Source organism: Candidatus Frankia alpina (genome assembly GCF_902806485.1).
GTDB lineage: Bacteria > Actinomycetota > Actinomycetes > Frankiales > Frankiaceae > Frankia > Frankia alpina.
On the sequence record NZ_CADCWT010000238.1, the window covers coordinates 1 to 6,920 of the forward strand.

At 71.8% G+C, this 6,920-nt stretch carries 9 protein-coding genes; 5 read left to right on the forward strand and 4 right to left on the reverse strand.

From position 1 onward, the window contains the following. Positions 1-492 precede the first annotated feature (492 nt). Complete coding sequence (locus tag G6R25_RS19515) at positions 493-1,809, forward strand: acyl-CoA dehydrogenase family protein (protein ID WP_163554114.1); 1,317 nt, start codon at positions 493-495, stop codon at positions 1,807-1,809. Between the two features lie 215 nt (positions 1,810-2,024). Here G6R25_RS19515 and G6R25_RS19520 read toward each other — a convergent pair whose 3' ends face one another. Next, positions 2,025-2,528 (reverse strand): winged helix-turn-helix transcriptional regulator, encoded by a 504-nt coding sequence (locus G6R25_RS19520; RefSeq protein ID WP_163554115.1) that lies wholly within the window; start codon positions 2,526-2,528, stop codon positions 2,025-2,027. A 108-nt stretch (positions 2,529-2,636) separates the two neighbouring features. Between G6R25_RS19520 and G6R25_RS19525 the strand changes: the two genes are divergently transcribed. The 3 genes from G6R25_RS19525 (at position 2,637) to G6R25_RS19535 (ending at position 4,835) form a co-directional block, all read left to right on the forward strand. After that, positions 2,637-3,176, forward strand: a complete 540-nt coding sequence (locus G6R25_RS19525; protein ID WP_235949138.1) for a nuclear transport factor 2 family protein — start codon at positions 2,637-2,639, stop codon at positions 3,174-3,176. A gap of 114 nt (positions 3,177-3,290) precedes the next feature. Further along, complete coding sequence (locus G6R25_RS19530; RefSeq protein WP_163554116.1) at positions 3,291-4,076, forward strand: HAD-IIA family hydrolase; 786 nt, start codon at positions 3,291-3,293, stop codon at positions 4,074-4,076. Between the two features lie 183 nt (positions 4,077-4,259). Continuing rightward, positions 4,260-4,835, forward strand: coding sequence for an arsenate reductase ArsC (locus tag G6R25_RS19535; RefSeq protein WP_163554117.1), 576 nt, complete (start codon positions 4,260-4,262; stop codon positions 4,833-4,835). A gap of 18 nt (positions 4,836-4,853) precedes the next feature. Here the strand turns inward: G6R25_RS19535 and G6R25_RS19540 are convergent, their stop codons facing one another. The 3 genes from G6R25_RS19540 to G6R25_RS19550 all read right to left on the reverse strand — a co-directional run bounded on the left by G6R25_RS19540 (position 4,854) and on the right by G6R25_RS19550 (position 6,538). After that, entirely contained in the window at positions 4,854-5,336 is a 483-nt protein-coding gene (locus tag G6R25_RS19540) for an SRPBCC family protein (protein WP_163554118.1), read from the reverse strand. Positions 5,337-5,489: 153 nt separating this feature from the next. After that, complete coding sequence (locus tag G6R25_RS19545; RefSeq protein WP_163554119.1) at positions 5,490-5,837, reverse strand: hypothetical protein; 348 nt, start codon at positions 5,835-5,837, stop codon at positions 5,490-5,492. Positions 5,838-6,058: 221 nt separating this feature from the next. Beyond that, entirely contained in the window at positions 6,059-6,538 is a 480-nt protein-coding gene (locus G6R25_RS19550) for an MOSC domain-containing protein (RefSeq protein ID WP_163554120.1), read from the reverse strand. A gap of 108 nt (positions 6,539-6,646) precedes the next feature. Between G6R25_RS19550 and G6R25_RS19555 the strand changes: the two genes are divergently transcribed. Beyond that, positions 6,647-6,901 (forward strand): enoyl-CoA hydratase-related protein, encoded by a 255-nt coding sequence (locus G6R25_RS19555; protein ID WP_235949140.1) that lies wholly within the window; start codon positions 6,647-6,649, stop codon positions 6,899-6,901. Positions 6,902-6,920 lie beyond the last annotated feature (19 nt).

The following is a 6,920-nucleotide window of genomic DNA, read 5'->3' on the forward strand; positions in this document are numbered from 1 at the left end:
CACACCAACACCACATTGATGTCACGCAAAGCGACGAAACGTTACCGGGAAAGGCTCAGCGGGGCCAATTGGACTGTCCGATCCGGCCAACCGGACCGCGACCACGGACCCTTCTTCCCATATTGGTCCGCATCTACGTTTAAATTGCTAGGATCTGACCGTAGATGCGGCTGGATGTCGGCCGCGGAGTGGTCGCGACCCGCGGCCGCCTGCCCCGACAAGGAAGAGACGGCGGATGTCCGCGCAGCTCAGCGCCCCTACAGGCCGGGACGCACCGCCTCGCCGCGCGTCCCGCTCCGGCGAGTGGCCGCCCGGCGCCGACCACCTTCGGGCTATCCGGCGACGGCGCGTATCGAGCCGTCAACAACAACGACAACCAGCCGCTCGTCCCCGCAAAGAGCCGGAAACCTGCCGGCCAAAAGCCGGCCGGCACTTCCGTTCCGGCCTTTCCCCGCAGACCGACGCGAATTCCGAGCAGAGTAGGTATCTGACGTGTCCTGGAGCGGCTCCGCACACTCCCACGAAGAGACGACCGAGTGGCTTTCGCGAGCCGAGAAGATCACTCCCGTCCTAGTCCGGCATCGCGAGCAGGCCGAACGGGAAAGGGTGACGCCGCCCGCCGTCATCGCCGCGCTACGGGACCAGAACATTCACCGCATGTGGGTATCCCCGTCCTTCGGCGGTGGCGGCGTCAGCGTCCGGACCGGCTCCGCCGTCCTGCAGGCCCTCGCCCGTGTCGACGCCTCGGTCGCCTGGCAGATGGGCGTGCAAGGAGTGATCTCCCGGATGTCGGACTACCTGCCGGAACAGGTCGCCTGCCAGCTGTTCCAGCACAGCGACGGGCTCGTGGTCGGCGGGATCAACCCGTCCGCTCAGGCGGCGCCGGTGCCCGGCGGCTACCGGCTGCGGGGCCGCTGGTCGTTCGCCAGCGGCTCCACCCACGCCGACTGGCTCGTCTGTGCCTCCCTGGTCACGGAGGGAGGTCCCACTGCCGAGGGGGACCTCGCCGCGTCCGACTGGGTGGGAAACGACCCCACGGCGGACGACCCTCCAGCCAGCGCGCCCCCGCCCAGCGCGCCCCCAGCCGACGATCCCCCCGGGGGCGACCCGGCACACGCGGCACAGGCGGCACAGGCGGCGACCGCGCCGACCCGGATGCTGTTCGTCCCCGCCGACAGGGTGCGCTTCGACGACGACTGGTTCACCACGGGCCTACGCGGGTCGGGAAGCGTCAGCTTCACCGTCGACGACCTGTTCGTGCCCGAGGAGTTCACCATCGACGGCGGGCTGCTGCGTCGCCCACCGGCCGCCCGGCCCTCCCGCGGCTACCCCATCGCCTACTACGACTTCGGGCCGTTCACCACCGCGTCGACGGCCCTCGGAATCGCCCAGGACGCGCTGAGCGCCTTCCCGGGCATAGCGGTGGGCACGGTCCCGGCCCGCGGGACGCAGACCCTGGGCTCCAGCCACACCGTCCAGGCCGGCCTTGCCCGCGCCGCCGCGCTGGTCCGCTCGGCCGAGCTGCTGTTGGAGGACGCCGCCAACCACACCAGCCTGCGTTGCCTGATCGGCGGGGAGGAGCTGTCCGCGCTGATCAGGCTGGCCGCCGCCACCGTCGGCGAGAACACGGTCAAGGCCGTGGACAGCCTGCACAGCATTGCCGGCACCCGCGCGCTGCGCTCGGGCGGGCGGCTCGACCGCTGCCTGCGCGACGTTCACAGCGCGGCCGCGCACATCACCCTGTCGCCGGCGAACTTTGAGATGGTCGGCGCCTACCTGCTGGGCGGCTCGCTGCTGATGCGCCGATGATCAAGAGCCCGCCGGCTCAGCCGGGCCTCACGCCGCGCGGACGCCGGGAGCTCCCGAGTCGGCCCACCGACACCGGTGGTCGCGGCCGGGGGCGGCGCGCCGCGCCCAGGCGACGCCGTCCGTAGCCACGCCCTCCAGCCCACTCCCCCGCGGCCACCGTTGCGGCCGGGGTCTCCACTACGACATCCGGCCCGAGTAGCCACACGGAACCTGTTCTAACCGGGACGGTCGGCGAGGACCTCCGGGAGGATCGTCGTCCCCGGCGCGCGGCGGCCGCCGGGGCCGGGCCGAGGCCGTACGGCGTCGGCCGTGACGGGCTCGCCGCAGGCCGAACAGTGCACCGTGGGGACGAATTCGTGGCCGCACCGCTCATGCTCGAAGCGGATCGGCGGACCGCCCTCGGGGGTCGCCCAACGGTCCCCCCAGGCGGTCATCGCCAGGAGCACCGGGATGAGATCCCGGCCGGCGTCGGTCAGTTCGTAGGAGTGGCGCGGCGGACGATCGGCATAGCGCACCCGCCGGACCACGCCGCCGGCGACCAGATCCGCCAGCCGGGTGGTCAGCAGGTTACGGGAGATACCCAGATCCGCGACCAGCTCGTCGAACCGGTGGACGCCCAGGTAGAGGTCGCGCAACACCAGCGGTGACCACCAGTCGCCGACCAACTCCAGGGTCCGGGCGAGGGAGCACTGCATGGCCGCGAAGCTCGTCTGCCGCATTACCCGACCCTAGCGGGTTGCACTATTGAACTCGCTGCGGCTAGCGTGGGCCTGACCGCGGCCGGAGTCACGGCCGGAATCACGGGTCGGGCGATAGCAGGAGGGCCGATGTACCACCGCATCGTGGCGGGCAGGGTGCGCGCCACCTTCGCCGCCATCAACGCAGGCGACTGGGAGCCAGTGATCGCCGGGGTGGCGTCGACGTTCACCTACCGCTTCTACGGCGAACACGCACTGTCCGGCGAGCGGCACACCCCTGCCGCGCTGCGGCTGTGGTGGCAGCGCGCCGAGCGGCTGCTGCCCGGCACGAACTTCCAGGTCGACGACGTGCTCGTGGCCGGATGGCCCTGGTCGACCCGCGTCGCCACCCGCGTCACGGTCGACGCCGGCCTGCCGGACGGTTCGCGCTACGGCAACGTCGTCATGCAGTTCATGCGGATCCGTTGGGGGAAGATCACGGAGGTCCGGACCCTGGAGGACACCGCGGTCCTGACCCGAGCCCTCGACCGGCTGGCCGCCGCCGGTGTCGCCGAGGCACACGCGGCCCCGATCACCGACATGGCCGCCGCCGTCCCGGCCGCGGCCACCCGACCCACTCCTGGCCGGGCCGCCCGCGCCGATCTGGGTGGATCTGCCCTGGACGAGTGAGTTCGGACCAGAGCGGGGCCGCGTCCCGCTCACAGCCGCGTCCCGCTCACATCTGTCTCGCTCACAGCTGTCTCGCATCCCGGCGGGCCGGGGGTCTCGGTAGCGTCTCCGCGCATGGGGAGCATCCGGACTGTGCTCATCGACATCGACGGCGTGCTGACGGTGTCCTGGCAGGCGCTGCCCGGCGCGCCGCAGGCGTTGGACCGGCTGCGGGCGGCGGGCCTCGGGCTCGCCTTCGTCACCAACACCACCTCCCGCGACCGGGCGTCGATCGCGGCGGCACTCGTGGACGCGGGTTTCACGGTCGATCCCGCGGAGGTGTTCACCGCGCCGGTCATGGCCGCGACCTACCTGCGCCAGCACCATCCGGGGGCCCGCTGCCGCATCCTCAACAGCGGGGACATCAGCGCCGACCTGGCCGGGGTGATGCTGCCCGCCCCGGGCGAACGGCCGGACGTCATCGTCCTGGGCGGCGCCGGGCCGGAATTCAGCTACGAGGCGCTCAACCAGGTCTTCGCCTGGGCGACGGCCGGCGCGCCGATCGTCGCGCTGCACCGCAACCTGTTCTGGCGTACCGGCGCCGGGCTCCAGCTCGACACCGGTGCCTACCTGCACGGTCTGGAGCAGGCGCTCGGCCGGCCGGCGGTCGTCGTCGGCAAGCCGGCGGCGGAATTCTTCGCCACGGCGCTACGCGCGCTCGGTTCGCGGCCCGAGGAGGCCGTGATGATCGGTGACGACGTCGAGCACGACGTGCTCGCCGCCGCCCGCCATGGCCTGACCGGCGTGCTGGTCCGCACCGGCAAGTTCCGATCCGACACCCTCACCGCGGCCTCCGGGCGCCCCGGCCACGTCATCGACTCGTTCGCCGATCTTCCCGCGCTACTCGACGGTCTCGGCTGACATCGGCCGGCGCGGCCACCGCTCGCCCACAAGTCCTGCGGAAATCACCCCGAACGACTGGGAAGCTACCTATACAATGGGATGAATGCCAAAAATTCACGCACGGGCGCTACAGATAGCCCCCCGCGCGGAACGGCGGCGCTCCTCCTGGCTCGCCTGGCATCTTCTGACGCCGTGCCTCCGATGACCGGGCGCGTGCCGTCCCCGCCCGGCTCGTCGCCCGTGGCCCCCGTCCCGCTGCGCCAGGCCCAGCCCAGGGCGCCCCTGGCACGCCCGCCCGAGGTGCTGTTCGTGTGCGTGCACAACGCGGGCCGCTCCCAGATGGGTGCCGCGCTGCTCGACCAGCACGGCGGCGGCCGGGTGCAGGCCCGATCGGCCGGTACGGCGCCCGCGGCGACCCTGCATCTCCCGGTCGTCGCCGCGATGGCCGAGGTCGGCATCGACCTGTCCGGTGCCTGCCCGACCCGGCTCACCGACGACGCCGTGCGCACCGCCTCGGTCGTCATCAGCATGGGCTGCACCGGCACTGTCCCGATCTACCCGCACACCCGGTACCTCACCTGGGAGCTCGACGACCCGGCGGAGAAGCCGCTCGAGGACGTCCGGCCGATCCGGGACGAGATCGACTCCCGGGTGCGCTTCCTGCTCTACAGCCTCGGGGTCGCGGCTCGGGTCGGCCTGCTGCGCGACCACCCCGACCCCGACCACCCCGACCACCCCGACCACCACGCGCCGCCCGCCGCCTCGCCCCGGCCCTGACGGCGCGGGACCGGATGATCAGTCGGCCGGCGTCACGACGACCCGGGCCAGGTTCTCCAGCGACTTCTCCAGGGATGCCACCGGGACCACCGGCCAGCTGATCCGGGCCTTCCACCGCTCGGGCGACCCACTCCAGTCGCAGTAGGACGTCACGTCGGTGGTGGTCGCGTCGACGGGGTCCAGCAGGTAGCCGTAGACATGACCGACATCCGGCTGGCCGACCTCCACGACGCTCCATTCGAGCTGCGCATCCCGGCTGAACCTGGTCACCGTGTTGATCACCTTGTAGCGGCCGAGGGGGACGTCGCCGAGCGGCTCGCGATCCATGTCCATCTCGAAGGTGTCGCCGACCTGCTCGAGGCGCTTCGCATCGACCGGGGCGACGAGCATCCCGGAGCCGTCGATGCGCACGTGGCCGTGCGGGTCCGTGATGACCGCGAAGACATCGCTCGCAGCGGCCGGCACCCGCCGCACGACGGACACACGCTCGGAGTCGGACATCGGCATCCTCCATGGATCGCCCGGGCCAGGGACTGCTCGCTGCTGGCGCTGTCGAAGCGCCGTTCCCTGTGTATGCCGTCACGTCGGGCGGAGACAAGCGATTGCCGGTCGCCGGGCACCGACGGGCTGCGCCGCCGCGGGCCTGTCCGGGCATTATTCGGCGGCGATCCGCCCGACATGGGCGACGGTGCAGGTCAGCTTGGTGTCGCTGGGGACGTCCGCGCCCACCGGATGGACGGTGAACGTCTTACTGGTGCCCGATTCCACCTTGAACAGGGAGGCCAGCCCACTTTCGATCTTGCTGTCGTTGGCCTTCACGTCGACCTGGATCACGTAGTTCGACCGCTTGGACGAGCCGTTGTTCACCTCGCCCGTGACCACCGCCCGATGGTTGCCGGGGTCACGCACGCAGCCGGTGATCCGCACGTCCGCCGAGGCGCCAGACCCGTCGGAGGAGCAACCCGCCGCAACCGCCCCGAAGCCGACGGCAAGCCCGAGCATGAGCCCACCTGCGCGAACCCGCCCGGCCGGCCGCGCAGGCCGCGGACGGCGAGACGGCCGAACGGTCCGCGATCTCAAAGCGCCGGAACCACGCGAAGACGACACCACCTCAGCCTACGGTCTCGCTCCGCAACGGACACGACGCTGTAGGTTTCGATCTTGTCGCTTCCCCGACCGCCCGGCTGTCCGGCTGTCCGGCGTCGCCGAGCGGTCCGGGCGGTTCAGGGCCTGGGCAACGCGACGACGGCGGCGCCGAGCTCGAACGTGCCGCCGAGCACAACGTCCGCCCGCAGGCCGCCTCGCTCGGCGAGCGCCCGCCAGACGCCCGGGCGGTCGAGCAGGCGCTCGAGGTACCCGCAGGGCGGGCACGGCCGCGCGCCGAACAGCACCACGTCCCCGACGCGGAATGCCCGGCCGATCAGGTCCGGCAGGACGATCCCCTCGGTCACCAGGTTCCGCCGGGTCTCGTACTCGGCAAGCTGAACCCGGCCCTCGTCGGCGACGGCACGGACCGCCTCCCGGGCGATCAGCGTCACCGCCCGCCCGGAGCCTGCGCGGGCGGAGTAGGTCCCGGTGCCCGCCGCGTACCGGTCACCGTCCAGGCCGCGCCCCTCGATCACGCGCACCCGGGAGTGGGCCCGCATCGGCGCGCCGCGGCCGGCTGTCGTGTAGATGCCGACCAGGTGACCGCCGCGGTCCATGCTGGCGACGCTACTCCCCGGCGTCCCGCCGCGGCCGCCTCTTTGCCGCAGTCACCGGCGCAGGTGGGAAGGGTCGCGCCGTCGGCGGCGCTGGGAAATACTCCGGCAATGAGTGAGGTTCTGATCGCCGAGACGCTCGGCACCACGCGCCTGATCACCATGAATCGGCCGCAGGCCCGCAACGCGCTCGGCGGCGGGCTCATCACCGAACTGTATTCGGCGTTAGTCGCCGCGGACGAGGACCCGGACGTGCACGTGGTCGTCCTCACCGGCGCGGACCCGGCGTTCTGCGCCGGCGTCGACCTCAAGGAGGCCGCGCGGGACGGCAAGAAGTACTTCGACCAGTTCACGGACACCAACTGAGCCTTTCCTGGTAACGTTT

Coding starts and splice junctions, on each gene's coding strand:
- G6R25_RS19520 (WP_163554115.1), bottom strand. CDS start 2,528: ATGCGGCAGACGAGCTTCGCGGCCATGCAGTGCTCCCTCGCCCGGACC.
- G6R25_RS19525 (WP_235949138.1), top strand. CDS start 2,637: ATGTACCACCGCATCGTGGCGGGCAGGGTGCGCGCCACCTTCGCCGCC.
- G6R25_RS19530 (WP_163554116.1), top strand. CDS start 3,291: ATGGGGAGCATCCGGACTGTGCTCATCGACATCGACGGCGTGCTGACG.
- G6R25_RS19535 (WP_163554117.1), top strand. CDS start 4,260: ATGACCGGGCGCGTGCCGTCCCCGCCCGGCTCGTCGCCCGTGGCCCCC.
- G6R25_RS19540 (WP_163554118.1), bottom strand. CDS start 5,336: ATGTCCGACTCCGAGCGTGTGTCCGTCGTGCGGCGGGTGCCGGCCGCT.
- G6R25_RS19545 (WP_163554119.1), bottom strand. CDS start 5,837: ATGCTCGGGCTTGCCGTCGGCTTCGGGGCGGTTGCGGCGGGTTGCTCC.
- G6R25_RS19550 (WP_163554120.1), bottom strand. CDS start 6,538: ATGGACCGCGGCGGTCACCTGGTCGGCATCTACACGACAGCCGGCCGC.
- G6R25_RS19555 (WP_235949140.1), top strand. CDS start 6,647: ATGAGTGAGGTTCTGATCGCCGAGACGCTCGGCACCACGCGCCTGATC.